Here is a 15,239-nt window from a genome sequence, read left to right as displayed (position 1 = left end):
GGTAGGGAGCGGGTTACGAGGGGAGGGTCGGATCATGGACTGGCTGAAGAGACTCCCCGGCATCGGGCCACTGGTCACGCGCCTGATGACCACGCACGCCTGGCGCTCGTACGAACGCCTGGACCGCGTGAAGTGGACCCGGCTCGCCGCCGCGATGACGTTCGTCAGCTTCGTGGCGCTCTTCCCGCTGCTCACCGTCGCCGCCGCGATCGGCGCCGGGACGCTCAGCCAGGCGCAGCAGAACACCCTGCAGAAGAAGGTCGCCGCGCAGTTCCCGGGCATCTCCGGCCAGCTCGACATCCACGGCCTGGTGCAGAACGCCGGTACCGTCGGCGTGATCGCCGGGGCCGTGCTGCTGTTCACCGGCATCGGCTGGGTGGGCCAGATGCGGGACTGCCTGCGCGCGGTGTGGGAGCTGCCGGACGACACCGCGAACCCCGTGGTGCGCACGCTCAAGGACGGCCTGGTGCTGGTCGGCCTCGGCGGCGCGGTCGTCGTCACCCTCGGCACGTCCACCGTCGCCACCGCCCTCGTCGACTGGATGGCCGGCGAGCTCGGCCTCGACCGGAACGGCTGGGGCAGTCTCCTGCTGCGGATCGCCGCCTTCGCCGTCTCCGTCCTCGCCGACTTCCTGGTCCTGCTCTACGTCCTCACGCTGTTGCCCGGCGTGGAGCCGGGGCGGCGCCGGCTGCTCGTCGCCGCCCTGATCGGCGCGGTCGGCTTCGAACTGCTCAAGCTGCTGCTCAGCGGCTACATCCAGGGCGTCGCCGGAAAGAGCATGTACGGCGCCTTCGGGGTGCCGGTCGCGCTCCTGCTGTGGATCAACTTCACCTCCAAGCTCGTGCTGTTCTGCGCCGCCTGGACGGCGACGCCGAGCAAGGAGGCGGATGCGGAACAGGTCAGGGACGCGTCCGACGACGTACCAGGTCGGGCAGCGGCCAGCGGCGGTTCACCAGGAACGCCCCCGCACCCAGCAGCACCAGAAGGCCGGCCGTGAGGGCGAGCGCCACGCCGATCCCGCCGGTGCCGCCCTGCCGTACCGAGGCGGCCACCGGCTTGCCGGGCCGTCCGGCCGCGGCGGGAGACGGCGTTCCGCTGGGGCCCGTGCCCGTGGCCGCGCTCTTCGGCGCGACCAGCTCACCGACCGGCGTCACCTTGCCGGCCGCGCCGAAGCCCCAGTCGAGCAGCCGGGCGGCCTCCTTGTAGACCTCGTTGTGCTCGTGCTTCTCCGGGTTCATGACCGTGACGAGCAGCACCTTGCCGTTGCGCTCCGCGACCCCCGTGAAGGTCGCGCCCGCATTGGTGGTGTTGCCGTTCTTCACGCCGGCGATGCCCCGGTACGGAGTCATGTCGTAGTCACCGGCCAGCAGCCGGTTGGTGTTCTGGATCTCGAACGACCCGCGGGACTTCTTGCCGCCCTTCTGAGTGGTCTCACCCGGGAACGTGGCCCGCACCGTCGAGCAGTACTCCCGGAAGTCCTTCTTCTGCAGTCCGGAGCGGGCGATCAAGGTGAGGTCGTACGCCGACGACACCTGCCCCGGGGCATCGTAGCCGTCCGGGCTGACCACGTGCGTGTCGAGCGCCTGCAGTTCCTCGGCGTGCGCCTGCATGTCCTGCACGGTCTGCGGGACACCGCCGTTCATCGCCGACAGCGCGTGCACGGCGTCGTTGCCGGAGCGCAGGAACACGCCGAGCCACAGGTCGTGGACGGTGTAGGTCTCGCCCTCCTTTATCCCGACCAGGCTGGATCCGGCGCCCATGCCGGCCAGATCGGAGGGGAGCACCTTGTGCGTCTGGCTCGCCGGGAACTTCGGCAGCACGGTGTCCGCGAACAGCATCTTCAGGGTGCTCGCCGGGGGCAGCCGCCAGTGCGCGTTGTGGGCGGCGAGGACGTCACCGGACTCGGCGTCGGCGACGATCCAGGAGCGCGCGGTGACGTCCTTGGGCAGCACCGGGGCACCGCTGCCGAGGTTCACCTGGGTGCCGGGCCTGCCGAGCCGCTCGCCGCCGACGGTCGACATCGCGGCCGGAGGGGTGGCCGAGGGCGACGTGGCAGGGGTCTTCGGCTCCGCGAACGCGGTCGCGGGCACGGCGAGCGAAAGGGACAACACGGCGGCGGAGGCGACCGGCAGGCGGCGCCCGACGATCTTCTTCAAGGCGGACACGACCGCGAAGGTACCGGCCGTGGACCGGGAAGTCCCGCCCCATCCCGGCCGTTGCCGCGCACCCCCGGGCAGGCCGCCGCCCGCGACCCGCGATACTGGCGGTATGAAGCTCAGCCGCCCCATCTCCTGGTTCCTGCTCGCCTTCGGGGTGTGGAGCTGGGTCATCTGGATCACTTTCGTCAAGAACCTCTGGAAGGACGGCAGCGGACTCGCGTTCGACGACGCGGGGAATCCGACGGCGTACTTCTGGGTGCACCTGACGCTCGCCGTCGTCTCCTTTGTCCTTGGGACTGCCATCGGGGTCATTGGGTTGCGCGGACTGCGCGCGCTGCGGCGAACGTCATAGCGGGCACGGGGAGAAACGGTGGTCGTCGTCTTCGCGCTGGTCGTCCTCGCCGTCCTCGCCGCGCTCGTGGCCCTGCACTGGTACGCGTGGCGCCGGTTGGTCCGCGACACGACCCGCGGCCCTGGCCTCGCCCGCCGCACCGGCACGGCGGTGCTCGTCGCCGGACCGGTGCTGATGGTCGCGGCCCTGGTCGCCGAGCGCGCCGGCGCCCCGTTCTGGCTCCAGCGCGTCCTCGGCTGGCCCGGCTTCCTGTGGATGGCGCTGACGCTGTACCTGCTGCTGGCGCTGTTGGCAGGGGAGTTGGTACGACCGCTGGTGCGGCGCCTGGCGGAGCGCGGGGCGCGAGCGGAGCAGACGGCGCCGGCACCCGTACCGGACGCGGAACCGGTGCCGGCGGGACCGGCGCCCGTGGACCCGGAGCCCGCGCCGCCGCAGGAGCCGCCACAGCATCAGTCCGCCCCGTCCCGGCGCCTGTTCGTCTCCCGGGTCGTCGGTGGTGCGGTGGCCACGGCCGCCGTCGGCACGGTGGGCTACGGCACCTACGGCGTCCTGCGCGGCCCCGCCGTGAAGCGGGTGACCGTACCGCTGGCCAAACTGCCCCGCGCGGCCCACGGTTTCCGTATCGCCGTGGTGAGCGACATCCATCTGGGCCCGGTGCTGGGCAGGGGCTTCGCGCAGAAGGTCGTGGACACGATCAACTCCACACAGCCCGACCTGATCGCGGTCGTCGGTGACCTGGTCGACGGCAGCGTCCAGGACCTCGGCCCGGCGGCGGCCCCGCTGTCCCAGCTGAAGGCCCGTCACGGCAGCTACTTCGTCACGGGCAACCACGAGTACTTCTCGGGCGCGGACGAGTGGGTGGAGGAGGTACGCCGACTGGGTCTGCACCCGCTTCGGAACGCACGCACGGAACTGCCCGCGTTCGACCTGGCCGGGGTCGACGACCTGGCGGGCGAGAGCGAGGGGGAGGGCCCCGACTTCACCAAGGCGCTCGCAGACCGTGACACCTCACGCGCGGTGGTCCTCCTGGCGCACCAGCCGCTGCAGATCCACGAGGCGGTCAGGCACCACGTGGACCTCCAGCTCTCCGGCCACACCCACGGCGGCCAGCTCTGGCCGGGCAACTTCATCGCGGCCGCCGCCAACCCGACGGTCGCAGGCCTGGACCGCTACGGCGACACGCAGTTGTATGTGTCGAGGGGAGCGGGGGCCTGGGGGCCGCCGACCCGGGTGGGCGCCCCGAGCGACATCACGGTGGTGGAACTGGCGTCGAAGCAGGCATGAAACGGAGGTGCCGGCTCCCGCCCGGAGCCGGCACCTCACGCAGGGGACACTCAGACTGTGTCCCGCCGGGCCATCACGACGCGCAGTACGCGAAGGCGGTGGCCGTTTCGGTTGTCGTGGTGCTGAAGTTGTGGTAGCCGACCCGCCACGTGTCACCCGGAGTCGTGGTGGTCACCTGCCTGAAGACGAGCGTGCCGATATCGAATGCCTGTGACGCGTCGGAGCCGCCGGAAATCGCCTGTTCGCCGGCCGGGCACGTGACGTCGACGTTCGTCAGTACCGTGGTGTTGCCCTGCGGAGGCACCTGGACGGTGCGCGACACTTCGTGGACCTTGATCTTGCAGTCCTTCTCGCCGCCTCCTGAGGACAGGCCGTCCATCACGTCCCTGTGGCCGCCGTCGCAACCCCCCGACAGGCGCGCCCGCTGCCCATGGGTAGCGGTCTGCCCCGCCGCCATGGCGGGAGCGGCGGCTCCGGCGGCCATGACCAGCGCGAGGGAGGCGATCACGCCGACCCTTCTGATCCTGTGCTCACAACTCACGTAGTTGCTCCTTGTTTCCATCGGTTCGGGAGTTTTCCCGTACCTGAGAGGAGCTTGCCTGGTCGACCGGCCGAAGAGAGGTAACGCCTTCACGGAGTCCGATGAAGTATCAGCTCATCGGCTTAACAGGTGCCGCCGACCGGGGGGCGATATGTCGCGCGGACCATGGCTGAGACTTTTCGGAAACAACTCCTGGGTAAGTTCCTTCTCATTTCAACAAACCACTCTTCCCCCAGGTGAAACACTGTGATTGGGTGAGCCTCGCCACAGGGGAGTGGTATGCGCCGAGGGCCTGGGGAGGGGCGCCGATGCGATCGGTTCGCATGCGGATTCTCGCGGCTGTGCTGGTGGTGGCGGGCGTGGGAGTGGGCGGGTGGCAGTTGCTGCCGGCCAAGGAGAACACCAACAGGACCATCACGGTCGGAACGACGGACGCCGTCACGTCGCTCGATCCGGCGGGGGCCTATGACGCCGGGTCCTGGGCTTTGTTCAGCAGCGTTTTCCAGTCGCTGCTGACCTTCGAGCCCAACGGGGTGGAACCGGTGCCGGACGCCGCCCAGAGCTGTGACTTCGTGGGGACGGACCTGAAGACGTACCGCTGCACGCTGCGCAGGGGCATCACGTTCCCCAGCGGGCGCGCCCTGACCGCCGAGGACGTCAAGTACTCCTTCGACCGGGTCAAGCGCATCAACTCCGACGTCGGCCCGGCGACCCTGCTCGACACCCTCGGCTCGGTCGACGCCGGCGGGCTGACCGTCACCTTCCATCTGTCGACCCCTGACGCGACCTTCCCGTTCAAGGTGGCCACCGGTGCCGGTTCCATCGTCGACCGCACCAAGTACCCGCAGAACAAGCTGCGTCCCGACGGCGAGGGCGTCGACGGGACCGGCCCGTACACCCTGACGTCGTACACGAAGGACGACAAGGCCCACCTCGCCCCCAACAAGCACTACAAGGGCGACGTCAAGGACACCGGCCGCCCGATAGAACTGCGGTACTACGCCGACCCGGGCGCGCTGGAGAAGGCATGGAAGGCCAGGGACGTCGACGTCGCCACCCGACAGCTGCCCCCGCCCGTGCTGGCCGGCCTCTCACCGAGCGACCCGAACCAGCGCGTCAGCGAGGTCGACAGCGCGGAGATCCGCAACCTGGTCCTCAACACCTCCGTCGGCTCACCGCTGCACGACCGCCGTGTCCGCCAGGCGATCGCCACGGTCATCGACCGCGACGAGCTGGTCGACAAGGTGTACGAGGGGACGACGGACCCGCTGTACTCGCTGATCCCGGCGGGCATCACGGGCCACACCACCTCGTTCTTCGACGACTACCCCAAGCCCAACGCCAAGAGGGCCCGCGCCCTGCTCGCCGCCGCCGGAGTGGGCGTGCCCGTCCACTTCACCTACGGCTATGGGCAGGGCCGTGGCGCCGCCGCCGAGGAGGCCGCCGACCTCAAGCGACAACTGGAGGCGACCGGGTTGTTCAAGGTCGACGTCAAGGGCTACGAGTGGACCGACTTCCAGAAGCGGTACGCGAGCGGCAAGCTCGACGCGTACGCCATCGGCTGGGTCGCCGACTTCCCCGACCCGGACACCTTCACGGCCCCGCTCATCGGTACCGGCAACAGCATGAAGAACGGCTACAGCAACAAGCAGGTCGACAGCCTGATCCTGGACAGCCGACGCTACTCCGACCGTAGCCGGACCGCCGACGACTTCCAGCACATCCAGCAGATCGTGGCGCAGGACGTCCCGCTGATCCCGCTGTGGCAGCGCAAGGAGTACGTCGTCGGCAGCGCGGACGTCGGCGGAGGCCAGTACCTCTCGGACGGCACGGGCGTCTTCCGCCTCTGGCGGCTGAACTGGATCTGACCGACGCCCATGTGAGGTGCGAGGCGCCCCGGCTTCTGTGGTCGGGGCCGCCTCGGGCATGATGGCCGGGCTCATTTTCGTCTCGTCGCATCTTCGCGGGGTTCCCTGGCTTCCCCGCAACCGGTCCCAGGAGCAGTCCTTGAGCCAACAGCCGCAGCAGCCCGGTCCCTACGGTTACGGGTACCCGAACCAGCCCCCGGGCCCGCCGCCCGGGTATCCGCAGTACGGGTATGCGCCTGGCGCCGTGCCGCCCGGGATGTACACCGGCGACCCCAACGCCCCGTACGGCTACGACCCCTACGGCCGCCCGTACTCCGACAAGTCGAAGATCGTCGCAGGCGTGCTGCAGTTCGTCCTCGGTACCTTCGGCGTCGGGCGCTTCTACATCGGCAACGTCGGGCTGGGCCTCGCCCAGCTCTTCACCTGCGGCGGCTTCGGGATCTGGGCGCTGATCGACGGCATCATCCTGCTGACGGGCAGCAACGAGACCGACTCCCAGGGCCGCGTCCTGCGCGGCTGAGGCCTCGATGTCCCTGCTCTCCGCGCTGCGCCACCCGGCGGCGGCCCCCCTGGCGGTACTCGCCGCCGGGGCGGCAGGGGCCGGCTATCTGTACGTCACCGATCCGCACGAGCCCGGGCACCTCCTGCCCCAGTGCCCGTTCCGGCTCCTGACGGGCCTGCTCTGCCCCGCCTGCGGCGGCACCCGCATGGTGTACGACCTGATGCACGGTCACTTCACCGAGGCGTGGCTGGACAACAGGGCGCTGCTGCTCGCCTCGCCGTACGCCCTCGCCCTGCTGGGCCGTTGGGCGGTCGAAGGGCTGCGAGGCCGTCGTTGGCAGCCACAACTGAGCACGCGGGCGCAGGTGCTGGTCCTGGGGCTGGCGGTGGCGTGGACGGTGGTTCGTAACGTCTTCTAGCGGGCGGGAGTTGAGCGACATCGGCTTGCTGTGACCGCTGTCTGTCCGGATTTGATCCCGGAACAGGAACAATCATTCACACGCTCTCCCACCCTTCCGCTTTCTTTACGCTGTTCACCTGCGGCGGCCTCGGCATCTGGGCGCTGATCGACCGCATCCTGCTCCTGACGAGCAACGACCGCACGGACAAGCAGGGGCGCGTACTGCGGGGCTGAGGGGGCGGGGGCCCTACTGGGCCTTCTGCTGACCGGCCTTGAGGATCTCGGCCACGTCCAGCGTGACTTTGGCGCCGATGGAGTCGGGGAGGGTGACGGTCTCGCCGGGGGCGTACGGACGGTGGTTCTCGTACCCGTTCCCGGCCGGGTCCGTGAGGACGTGGAGGCGCTGGTGCTTGCGGTCCACGACGACGTAGACGGGCACCTTGGCCTCGGCGTAGGCGGCGACCTTGGTCTTGAGGTCGTTCTTCCAGTTGCTGGACGTGACCTCGAGGACGAGGCGGAAGCAGACCGGGTCGTAGCAGTTGTTCTCGACGAAGTGGTCGTCGATGTCCGCGTCGACCACCACGAGGTCGGGGATGGCGTAGTCCTCGGTGTCGGTGGGCAGCCACAGACCGACGTTCTGGAGGACCTCGGTTTCGCCGTCGTCCAGGCCGGCTGCGATGAACGGGCGCATGAGTTTGGTCAGGGCTCGAGCGTGGGGAGCATCCGGGGACGGGGTCACGAGGAGATGGCCTCCGATGATCTCGACGCGGTAGCCCGGATGGCGCTCCATGATCTCGTCGGCGATGGTCGTGAGGCTGACCGGCTCTTCGTGGTCGAAGGGCTGCTCGACGGATGCTGCGGACATCAGGTGCCTCCCGTGGGCTGGTGTCGAGAGCATCATCGTAGGCCTGGCGACGCTCATGCGTCCTTCGCAGCCACGTTCACCCGATGGTGTGGCATATGCCCGAGGGCCCCGTATCCAGCGGAAACGGGGCCCTCGGTGACGTGCGGCGAAGGACGGACGTCAGAGGCGGCGGGTGATCAGTGCCCGCTTCACCTCCTGGATCGCCTTCGTGACCTCGATGCCGCGCGGGCACGCGTCCGTGCAGTTGAACGTCGTGCGGCAGCGCCACACGCCGTCCTTGTCGTTCAGGATCTCCAGCCGCTGCTCGCCGGCCTCGTCACGCGAGTCGAAGATGAAGCGGTGCGCGTTGACGATGGCCGCGGGGCCGAAGTACTGGCCGTCGTTCCAGAACACCGGGCAGGAGGTCGTGCAGGCGGCGCACAGGATGCACTTCGTCGTGTCGTCGAAGCGCGCCCGGTCCTCGGCCGACTGCAGACGCTCACGCGTCGGCTCGTTCGTCTCCTTGGTGATCAGGAACGGCATCACGTCCCGGTACGCCTGGAAGAACGGCTCCATGTCGACGACCAGGTCCTTCAGGACCGTCAGGCCCTTTATGGGCTCGATCGTGATCGGCTTCTCGGGGTTGATGTCCTTGATCAGCGTCTTGCACGCGAGGCGGTTCTTGCCGTTGATCCGCATGGCGTCCGAGCCGCAGATGCCGTGCGCGCAGGAGCGGCGGAAGGTCAGCGACCCGTCCAGGTCCCACTTGATCTTGTGCAGACCGTCGAGGACGCGCTCCTTGGGGTCGATCTCCAGCTGGAAGTCTTCCCAGGTCGCCTCGGCCGAGACCTCCGGGTTGAAGCGGCGGACGCGGAAGGTGACGGTGATGTAGGGGGACGCTGCCGAGCCCGAAGCGCTCGCCTCGGCCTTGTCCAGAACAGGGGTAGCCATCAGTACTTACGCTCCATCGGCTGGTAGCGGGTCTGGACGACCGGCTTGTAGTCGAGACGGATGGACTCGGTGCCGTCGTCGCCCACCTCGCGGTACGCCATGGTGTGGCGCATGAAGTTGACGTCGTCGCGGTTCGGGTAGTCCTCGCGGTAGTGACCACCGCGGGACTCCTTGCGGGCCAGCGCGGAGACCGCCATGACCTCGGCGAGGTCCAGCAGGTTGCCCAGCTCGACGGCCTCCAGCAGGTCCGTGTTGAACCGCTTGCCCTTGTCCTGGATCGCCACGTTCTTGTAGCGCTCCTTGAGCTCGGCGATCTTTTCGACCGCCGTCTTGATTGTCTGCTCGGTGCGGAACACCATGACGTTCGCGTCCATGGTCTCCTGCAGCTCACGGCGCAGGTCCGCCACGCGCTCGTTGCCCGTGGAGTTGCGCAGCCGCTCGATCTGCGCGACGACCAGCTCCTCCGGGTTCTCCGGCAGCTCGACGAAGTCCGCCGTCTGCGAGTACTCGGCGGCGGCGATGCCCGCGCGGCGCCCGAACACGTTGATGTCCAGCAGCGAGTTCGTGCCGAGGCGGTTGGCGCCGTGCACCGACACGCAGGCGACCTCGCCGGCCGCGTACAGGCCCGGGACGACCGTGGTGTTGTCCGCGAGGACCTCGCCCTGGACGTTCGTCGGGATGCCGCCCATCGCGTAGTGCGCGGTGGGCTGGATCGGGATCGGGTCCGTGTACGGCTCGATGCCGAGGTACGTGCGGGCGAACTCGGTGATGTCGGGCAGCTTGGCGTCCAGCTGCTCCGGCGGCAGGTGGGTGAGGTCCAGGTAGACGTGGTCGCCCTCGGGACCGCAGCCGCGGCCCTCGCGGATCTCCGTGTAGATGGAGCGGGACACGACGTCACGGGAGGCGAGGTCCTTCATGACGGGCGCGTACTTCTCCATGAAGCGCTCGCCGTCCTTGTTGCGGAGGATGCCGCCCTCACCGCGCGCACCCTCGGTCAGGAGGATGCCCATGCGCCAGATGCCGGTCGGGTGGAACTGGAAGAACTCCATGTCCTCCAGCGGGATGCCCCGCCGGTACACCGCCGCCTGGCCGTCACCGGTCAGCGTGTGCGCGTTCGACGTCACCTTGAAGAACTTGCCGCAGCCGCCGGAGGCGTAGATCACGGCCTTCGCCTGGAAGATGTGGATCTCGCCGGTCGCCAGCTCGTACGCCACCACACCGGCCGAGCGCTTGACGCCGTCGACCTCGGTGATGAGCTGGTCCAGGACGTAGAACTCGTTGAAGAACTCCACGCCCTCCTTCACGCAGTTCTGGTACAGCGTCTGGAGGATCATGTGGCCGGTGCGGTCGGCCGCGTAGCAGGAGCGCCGGACCGGGGCCTCGCCGTGGTTCCGGCTGTGACCGCCGAAGCGGCGCTGGTCGATCGTGCCGTTCGGGGTGCGGTTGAACGGCAGGCCCATCTTCTCCAGGTCGAGGACGGAGTCGATGGCCTCCTTCGCCAGGATCTCGGCGGCGTCCTGGTCGACCAGGTAGTCACCGCCCTTGACCGTGTCGAAGGTGTGCCACTCCCAGTTGTCCTCCTCCACGTTCGCGAGCGCGGCGGCCATGCCGCCCTGCGCGGCGCCCGTGTGGGAGCGGGTCGGGTAGAGCTTGGTCAGCACGGCCGTGCGGCTGCGCTTCGTCGACTCGATGGCGGCGCGCATGCCCGCGCCACCGGCGCCGACGATGACGGTGTCGTACTTGTGGATCTTCATGATTCTCGCAGCCCCGTGCCTAGCGGATGTTCGGGTCGAAGGTGAAGATCACCAGCGTGCCCAGCAGGATGGTGAACACCGTGGCGGTGTACAGCAGGCCCTTCAGCCACAGCCGCGTGTTCGTCCGCTCGGCGTAGTCGTTGATGACCGTGCGCAGGCCGTTGGCGCCGTGCAGCATCGCCAGCCACAGCATGGCGAGGTCCCAGACCTGCCACCACGGGGAGGCCCAGCGGCCGGCCACGAAGGCGAAGCCGATCTTGGAGACACCGCCGTCCAGCACGAGCTGGATCAGCAGGTGGCCGATGACCAGGACGACCAGCACGATGCCGGACAGGCGCATGAACAGCCAGCCGTACATCTCGAAGTTGCCGCGGGTCGACTTCGGGGTCTTCTTCGTCCGCTTGCGGGGCGGCTCGATGAGCGGCGCCGGGTTGTCGACGTCGTACAGCGGGGCACCCTCGACGGGGCCGATGCCGGAGGTGGTGGTTTCAGTGGTGGACATACGCGTCAGCTCCCGAAGAGTTCACGAGCGGCGTGGCCGAGGACGGGGTAGATGGCCCCGAGCATCAGCACGACCCAGACGCCGACGACGGTCCAGAGCATCTGCTTCTGGTAGCGCGGGCCCTTCGACCAGAAGTCGACCGCGATGACGCGGAGGCCGTTGAGCGCGTGGAAGAGGATGGCGGCGACGAGGCCGTACTCCAGGCACGCGACGATCGGTGTCTTGTACGTGGCCACGACCTTGTCGTAGGCCTCGGGAGAGACACGGACGAGTGCGGTGTCCAGCACGTGTACGAACAGGAAGAAGAAGATGAGGACGCCGGTGACTCGGTGAGCCACCCAGGACCACATTCCTTCCCGGCCGCGGTACAGCGTTCCAGCCGGCACGGAAGAACCCTCCGGGAGCGGGGACTAGGGCCGCGCCGGCTTGTCTGTCGGTCGGGCCCGGCCGGGTACGGTCCACCGGCCCCCAGCATGGTAGCCACGGTTGCCTGCGGCGCTTACGGGGGGCCTACCGGTGTGATCGAACCGGCACTCAAACGAGCACGGATGGGGGAGTGGCCGGGCGGCTACGGGCGTGGGGAAGCTTGGTTTCGGTCTGGTGCGGGCTGGTTTGTGACGAATCACGCCCATGTGGCGGAGCCGCATGTCGTCACAGCCCCGCCCCTAAGGGGCGCGTTCCACCACAGGCCGCTGAGTGAGGTTCCGCACCAGGCGGGTCAGCCTTCCCCTCGCCAGGCGGCGCAGTTCCTCCGTCGCCAGGACCCGTTCCTCCTCCGGATCGTTTGCCAATCGTGATCGGATGCCCGCCAGCAGCCGGTCCAGCAGCTCCTCCGGCGGTACCTCATCCAGGCAGATGATGAACACGTGTCCGAATTTGGCCTCGTATGCCGCGTGCGCCGCGCTCAGAGCGGTGTGGGCGGCGGAGTAGGTGCCGTCGGGGAGCGGGGCGAGGGACTCCCCGGCCAGGGCCTCGGCGAGGTCCCCGGGGGTGAGGTCGTACGTCGCCTCGTCGGACGCGGCGAGCAGGGAGGCCAGGTCCGGGTAGGGGCGGTGCTCGGTGACCCGGTGGGCCCAGCGGAGGCTGCGGCAGCAGGTGAGCAGGGCGCGCCGGACGTCGTCGGCGGGCGCGCGGTTGAACCGCTCCAGGCCCGTGGTGGCCTCGGTGCGGAGTTGCGCCGGTAGGGCGGTGTGGCCGGGGAGGTGCGGGAGACGGTGCGCGGGCAGCGTGGGTCCTCGGCGGCTGGCGTGACGGCTCGTGCGCGCCACGTGCGGGTCGGCAGGGGATCGTGGGAGAAATGCGCCGCCACGTTATCGACGGCGGTCGGGTCGGCGTCCAGTCGCTGCCCGGATTTCACCCGGATGGGAGAGTTTCGGGGCCTCTCGTGGACACGTGGGTCGGACGAGGGCCGTAGCTTCGGAAAGGAACGGTGAGGGGGCAGCGTGTGGAGGTGAGTCACGTGCGGTCGAAGGTCGGACGAATACCGATACGCGGATGCATGCAGCGGGACACGGTGTGGCCGCGCCCCGGTCTCGAAACGGATGTGGCCTGGTGACCGGGGACAGGCAGGTCCCCGAGGGGAAGACGCACGTGCGGCACACCAGGTTGCTGCTCGCGAGTGCCGCGATCGTCGTGGCGGGTGGTGTGGCGGCGGCCGTGACGCTGTGGCCCTCCGGCGGCGGCTCGCCGTACGGGGCCGGGGCCTCCGTGGGGACGGCGGCGGCGTCCACGGGCTCCGCCCGCTCCGTCCCGTCCCGCTCCTACCCCCTGTCGCAGCCGCCCCGCACCATCCCCGCCGTCGGCCGGTTCACCGCGGCGCGGGGACCTGGCTGGCGGCCGGCCTCCGGACACCGGGTGGTCGTCGACAACCCCCAGCTCGCCGACGAGGGGCGGCTGCTCGCCGGGGAGCTGGGGGTGGCGTACGGCGGGCAGACCGGCGCCCGGGCCGGTGACGTGGAGCTGGGCCTGGCCGGCAGCGGCAACCAGGAGTCGTACACGCTGACTGTCGGCAACGGGCGGGTGAAGATCACCGGGCCCGGAGAGGCCGGCGTCTTCTACGGCACCCGCACCCTCAAGCAGGAGGTGCGCGGCGGCGGCACCGCGCCCGAGGGGGTCGTGAACGACGCGCCCGCCAAGCCGCGGCGCGGGTTCATGCTCGACATCGCCCGCAAGTACTACACGGCCGGCTGGATCGAGGACCGCATACGCGAGCTGGGCGACCTGAAGTACAACGAACTGGGTCTGCACTTCTCCGACGACCAGGGCTTCCGTATCGAGTCCTCCTCGCACCCGGAGATCGTCTCCAGGCAGCACCTCAGCAAGGCCGACGTGAAGAAGATCGTCGATCTCGCGGCGAGCCGGCACATCACCGTGGTCCCGGAGATCGACTCACCCGGCCACCTGGGCGCCGTGATCGCCGCCCACCCCGACATCCAGCTGCGCAACGCCTCCGGAGTCGCGACGCCCGGGGCGGTCGACATCTCCAAGCCCGCGGCGGCGAAGATCGTCGACGACCTGCTCAACGAGTTCTCGGGCGTGTTTCCCGGGGCGTACTGGCACCTCGGCGGCGACGAGTACCTGGCGCTGATGGCGCGCAACCCGGCCGCCTCCTACCCGCAGCTCGCCGCCGCCGCGCGGGCCCGGTTCGGGCCGAAGGCCACCATCGCGGACCTCGCGACCGGCTGGCTGAACGACCGCGCGAACGTGATGCGCGGGCACGGCAGGACCATGCGCGCCTGGAACGACGGCTTCTACCGGGCGAGCTCCGTGCAGCCTGCGGGCGACCTCCAGACCGCGTACTGGACCGGCAAGGAGCTCGGTGCCCGGCCGCCCACCGACTACCTGGGCGCGGGCCGCAAGGTGATCAACTACAACGACGAGTACCTCTACTACGTGCTCGGCCAGCCGCAGACCTTCGTCTACCCGACCGGGCAGCGGATCTACGAGCAGTGGACCCCGCGCGTGCTGCGGGGCGCGACGGCGGTGCCCGCCCGGTACGACGGGCAGATCCTCGGCGGCGTCTTCGCCGTCTGGGGCGACCGCCCGAACGCCCAGACGCAGGACCAGGTGGCGGCCGGCATCCGGATGCCGCTGCGGGCGACGGCGCAGAAGCTGTGGGACGCGCGGACGCCGTCGCTGTCCTGGACGCAGTTCAAGGCGCTGGCCGGCCGGCTGGGCTGAGACGCCCGAGCCGGGTGGCCGAAAACGCTCTCCTCGAACGCCTCGACCCCTCTGCGTAGTGCGGCTGTGACACTCCCGGTCCGTCGCACGCAGTAAGGGAAGATGCGGGCTCCGTACGGATGAGGCGCCCCGACGAGGCGTTTCGAGGAGGCTTGATGAGCCTGGTGGACCTGATCGCACAGGCCGACGAGCGGGCACTCGCGGCGAGCGGACTGGCTTGTTTGGACCGGTGCGTCCCGCTCCTCGGAGGCGACGACGAGGTCCTGCGGCCGTTGTGGGGGAGCCTCGTCGAGGGGCAGGAGTGGGAGCAGCGGCTCGCCAAGGCCCGGGCCGAACTGGCGGCCGAACAGGCCCCCGAGGCGGACCCCGAGTGCGCCTTCGAGGCCGAGGCCGCACAGCTCGCCCGCCGCATGCTCGAGGCGGTTCCGGCCGAGCCGTCCGCGGACGCCCTGCGCCGGTGGGCCGACGGCTGCTCGGTGGCCGCGCTCCAGATCCACCGGCTGCTGGACCCCGCCGACGACGACTCCCCGGTCGCGGCCTGTCGCGAGGGCCGGACGGACGGCATGCCACCGCTCGTCGCCGCCGAACTGCGGCGCCAGGTCGCCGTCCTGGAGCTGGTCACCGGCCACGGCGCGGGCGGACTGCGCCAGGCCCTCGACGTGTCCACCGAGGGACGCCGGGTGCTGCGGGCCGTGGTGTCCCGGCGCGCACGGGGCCGCTCGTAGCCGGCCGTGACCGCTTGCAGGGGCACGGTCACGCAAACCCCCTTCGCTGCAAGGATCCTGTGACCGTCCTGTGGTGCGGTGGGGCGGTCCTGCGCCGGTGTCGGGAACCCCCTCCGGACGGCGTGACGCCACGGCGGCGGAGCGCGCTCTTCCGGGTGTGAACGCAACTGAGGTGACC

The 15,239-nt window shown here is 69.7% G+C and carries 16 protein-coding genes; 8 read left to right on the top strand and 8 right to left on the bottom strand.

The window, feature by feature from the left end:
- Positions 1-34: 34 nt before the first annotated feature.
- Positions 35-997 carry a YihY/virulence factor BrkB family protein gene (locus ACFYZJ_RS24630; RefSeq protein WP_388571339.1) on the top strand — a complete coding sequence of 321 codons (963 nt, stop codon included), beginning with the start codon at positions 35-37 and terminating at the stop codon, positions 995-997.
- On the opposite strand, the gene ACFYZJ_RS24625 is transcribed toward ACFYZJ_RS24630, so the two are convergent.
- Positions 900-2,165, bottom strand: a complete 1,266-nt coding sequence (locus ACFYZJ_RS24625) for a D-alanyl-D-alanine carboxypeptidase family protein (protein WP_388571338.1) — start codon at positions 2,163-2,165, stop codon at positions 900-902. The two genes, ACFYZJ_RS24630 and ACFYZJ_RS24625, sit on opposite strands and share 98 nt — an antisense overlap.
- Before the next feature lie 103 nt (positions 2,166-2,268).
- On the opposite strand from ACFYZJ_RS24625, the gene ACFYZJ_RS24620 reads away from it, so the two are divergent.
- Together ACFYZJ_RS24620 and ACFYZJ_RS24615 are read left to right on the top strand one after the other, a co-directional pair.
- Positions 2,269-2,511: an SCO4848 family membrane protein gene (locus ACFYZJ_RS24620; protein WP_388571337.1), complete on the top strand. Its 243-nt coding sequence runs from the start codon at positions 2,269-2,271 to the stop codon at positions 2,509-2,511.
- Positions 2,512-2,529: 18 nt separating this feature from the next.
- Positions 2,530-3,795, top strand: coding sequence for a metallophosphoesterase (locus tag ACFYZJ_RS24615; protein ID WP_388571335.1), 1,266 nt, complete (start codon positions 2,530-2,532; stop codon positions 3,793-3,795).
- A gap of 73 nt (positions 3,796-3,868) precedes the next feature.
- On the opposite strand, the gene ACFYZJ_RS24610 is transcribed toward ACFYZJ_RS24615, so the two are convergent.
- Complete coding sequence (locus tag ACFYZJ_RS24610) at positions 3,869-4,303, bottom strand: hypothetical protein (protein ID WP_388571334.1); 435 nt, start codon at positions 4,301-4,303, stop codon at positions 3,869-3,871.
- Between the two features lie 341 nt (positions 4,304-4,644).
- Between ACFYZJ_RS24610 and ACFYZJ_RS24605 the strand changes: the two genes are divergently transcribed.
- The 3 genes from ACFYZJ_RS24605 to ACFYZJ_RS24595 all read left to right on the top strand — a co-directional run bounded on the left by ACFYZJ_RS24605 (position 4,645) and on the right by ACFYZJ_RS24595 (position 7,124).
- Positions 4,645-6,204 carry an ABC transporter substrate-binding protein gene (locus ACFYZJ_RS24605; RefSeq protein ID WP_388571332.1) on the top strand — a complete coding sequence of 520 codons (1,560 nt, stop codon included), beginning with the start codon at positions 4,645-4,647 and terminating at the stop codon, positions 6,202-6,204.
- Positions 6,205-6,343: 139 nt separating this feature from the next.
- Positions 6,344-6,724 (top strand): TM2 domain-containing protein, encoded by a 381-nt coding sequence (locus ACFYZJ_RS24600; RefSeq protein WP_388571331.1) that lies wholly within the window; start codon positions 6,344-6,346, stop codon positions 6,722-6,724.
- A gap of 7 nt (positions 6,725-6,731) precedes the next feature.
- A complete protein-coding gene (locus tag ACFYZJ_RS24595) occupies positions 6,732-7,124 on the top strand; it encodes a DUF2752 domain-containing protein (RefSeq protein ID WP_388571330.1) in 393 nt (130 codons plus the stop codon).
- Between the two features lie 228 nt (positions 7,125-7,352).
- Here ACFYZJ_RS24595 and ACFYZJ_RS24590 read toward each other — a convergent pair whose 3' ends face one another.
- The 6 genes from ACFYZJ_RS24590 to ACFYZJ_RS24565 form a co-directional block, all read right to left on the bottom strand.
- The gene (locus ACFYZJ_RS24590) at positions 7,353-7,970 is read right to left on the bottom strand and encodes a Uma2 family endonuclease (RefSeq protein WP_388571328.1); all 618 of its coding nucleotides are present in this window, start codon (positions 7,968-7,970) and stop codon (positions 7,353-7,355) included.
- Between the two features lie 159 nt (positions 7,971-8,129).
- Entirely contained in the window at positions 8,130-8,900 is a 771-nt protein-coding gene (locus tag ACFYZJ_RS24585) for a succinate dehydrogenase iron-sulfur subunit (RefSeq protein WP_388571327.1), read from the bottom strand.
- Entirely contained in the window at positions 8,900-10,654 is a 1,755-nt protein-coding gene (gene sdhA / locus ACFYZJ_RS24580; RefSeq protein ID WP_388571326.1) for a succinate dehydrogenase flavoprotein subunit, read from the bottom strand. The genes ACFYZJ_RS24585 and sdhA overlap by 1 nt, the downstream gene beginning before the upstream one ends.
- A 19-nt stretch (positions 10,655-10,673) precedes the next feature.
- Entirely contained in the window at positions 10,674-11,156 is a 483-nt protein-coding gene (locus tag ACFYZJ_RS24575; RefSeq protein ID WP_388571325.1) for a succinate dehydrogenase hydrophobic membrane anchor subunit, read from the bottom strand.
- Between the two features lie 5 nt (positions 11,157-11,161).
- Positions 11,162-11,542 (bottom strand): succinate dehydrogenase, cytochrome b556 subunit, encoded by a 381-nt coding sequence (gene sdhC / locus ACFYZJ_RS24570; protein WP_388571324.1) that lies wholly within the window; start codon positions 11,540-11,542, stop codon positions 11,162-11,164.
- A 279-nt stretch (positions 11,543-11,821) separates the two neighbouring features.
- Positions 11,822-12,424, bottom strand: coding sequence for a 2-oxo-4-hydroxy-4-carboxy-5-ureidoimidazoline decarboxylase (locus tag ACFYZJ_RS24565; RefSeq protein ID WP_388571323.1), 603 nt, complete (start codon positions 12,422-12,424; stop codon positions 11,822-11,824).
- Positions 12,425-12,650: 226 nt separating this feature from the next.
- On the opposite strand from ACFYZJ_RS24565, the gene ACFYZJ_RS24560 reads away from it, so the two are divergent.
- Together ACFYZJ_RS24560 and ACFYZJ_RS24555 are read left to right on the top strand one after the other, a co-directional pair.
- Positions 12,651-14,336, top strand: a complete 1,686-nt coding sequence (locus ACFYZJ_RS24560; RefSeq protein ID WP_388571322.1) for a glycoside hydrolase family 20 protein — start codon at positions 12,651-12,653, stop codon at positions 14,334-14,336.
- A gap of 155 nt (positions 14,337-14,491) precedes the next feature.
- On the top strand, positions 14,492-15,061 hold the full coding sequence (locus ACFYZJ_RS24555; protein ID WP_388571321.1) for a hypothetical protein: 570 nt from the start codon (positions 14,492-14,494) through the stop codon (positions 15,059-15,061).
- The last annotated feature ends 178 nt before the right edge of the window (positions 15,062-15,239 follow it).

Origin of the sequence: Streptomyces sp. NPDC001848, assembly GCF_042891915.1 — a bacterium.
GTDB lineage: Bacteria > Actinomycetota > Actinomycetes > Streptomycetales > Streptomycetaceae > Streptomyces.
Note: the sequence above shows the minus strand (reverse complement) of the source record. Positions and strands in the feature narration are given on the sequence as shown.

Bases quoted from the DNA above. Each gene is read 5' to 3' on its own strand.
- ACFYZJ_RS24605 (WP_388571332.1), top strand. From the start codon at position 4,645: ATGCGATCGGTTCGCATGCGGATTCTCGCGGCTGTGCTGGTGGTGGCG.
- ACFYZJ_RS24560 (WP_388571322.1), top strand. From the start codon at position 12,651: ATGCATGCAGCGGGACACGGTGTGGCCGCGCCCCGGTCTCGAAACGGA.
- ACFYZJ_RS24620 (WP_388571337.1), top strand. From the start codon at position 2,269: ATGAAGCTCAGCCGCCCCATCTCCTGGTTCCTGCTCGCCTTCGGGGTG.
- sdhA (WP_388571326.1), bottom strand. From the start codon at position 10,654: ATGAAGATCCACAAGTACGACACCGTCATCGTCGGCGCCGGTGGCGCG.
- ACFYZJ_RS24555 (WP_388571321.1), top strand. From the start codon at position 14,492: ATGAGCCTGGTGGACCTGATCGCACAGGCCGACGAGCGGGCACTCGCG.
- ACFYZJ_RS24575 (WP_388571325.1), bottom strand. From the start codon at position 11,156: ATGTCCACCACTGAAACCACCACCTCCGGCATCGGCCCCGTCGAGGGT.
- ACFYZJ_RS24585 (WP_388571327.1), bottom strand. From the start codon at position 8,900: ATGGCTACCCCTGTTCTGGACAAGGCCGAGGCGAGCGCTTCGGGCTCG.
- ACFYZJ_RS24595 (WP_388571330.1), top strand. From the start codon at position 6,732: ATGTCCCTGCTCTCCGCGCTGCGCCACCCGGCGGCGGCCCCCCTGGCG.
- ACFYZJ_RS24590 (WP_388571328.1), bottom strand. From the start codon at position 7,970: ATGTCCGCAGCATCCGTCGAGCAGCCCTTCGACCACGAAGAGCCGGTC.
- ACFYZJ_RS24630 (WP_388571339.1), top strand. From the start codon at position 35: ATGGACTGGCTGAAGAGACTCCCCGGCATCGGGCCACTGGTCACGCGC.